This window comes from Vibrio genomosp. F10 str. 9ZD137, assembly GCF_049974785.1.
Classification (GTDB): Bacteria; Pseudomonadota; Gammaproteobacteria; order Enterobacterales; family Vibrionaceae; genus Vibrio.
The window spans coordinates 1-600 of record NZ_JBNGCJ010001044.1; the positions used below are offsets into that span (position 1 = coordinate 1).

Here is a 600-nt window from a genome sequence, read left to right on the forward strand (position 1 = left end):
AACCGCTCTTCCGATCTTGCCCTTGCATTTTTCTGATCGCAGGTTCAACGAAATTAATGAATGAGACCATTACAGCAACCGGGTTACCGGGTAGGCCAAAAAACGGTTTATTGGCGACATGACCAAAAGCGAGAGGGCGACCTGGGCGCATGTTAATACGCCAGAAATCAATATTACCGAGTTTTTCTAAGGCGAGTTTTATGTAGTCAGCATCACCTACTGAAACCCCGCCAGAGGTAAGAACAAGATCCGCTTGTTTAGAGGCCATTTCCAACGCGTCTATCATTTTTTGTTCATTATCTTCTAGAATACCAAAATCAATGATTTCACAGCCTAGTGTTTCCAATAGGCCCATTAACGTATAGCGATTCGAGTCGTAGATAGTATTGGGTTGTTGCTTGCTTCCTGGTGCCTGTACTTCGTCTCCGGTAGAGAAAATAGCAACTTTGAGTGGCTTGTTAACTTGGCATCTGTCAAAACCGAGTGAGGCTAGCATACCAATTTCAGGAGATTGAATACGAGTACCATGAGTAAAAACAACCTCTCCTTGTGCTAAGTCCTCACCAGCTTGGCGTACATTCTGTTTACTGCTGATGGATG

Annotated in this window: 1 protein-coding gene; it reads right to left on the reverse strand. The window is 44.2% G+C overall.

Annotated elements, in window-relative coordinates; translation table 11 throughout:
* On the reverse strand, window positions 1-600 hold a 600-nt coding region (locus tag ACP45E_RS22160; RefSeq protein ID WP_241824380.1), incomplete at both ends, for a molybdopterin-binding protein.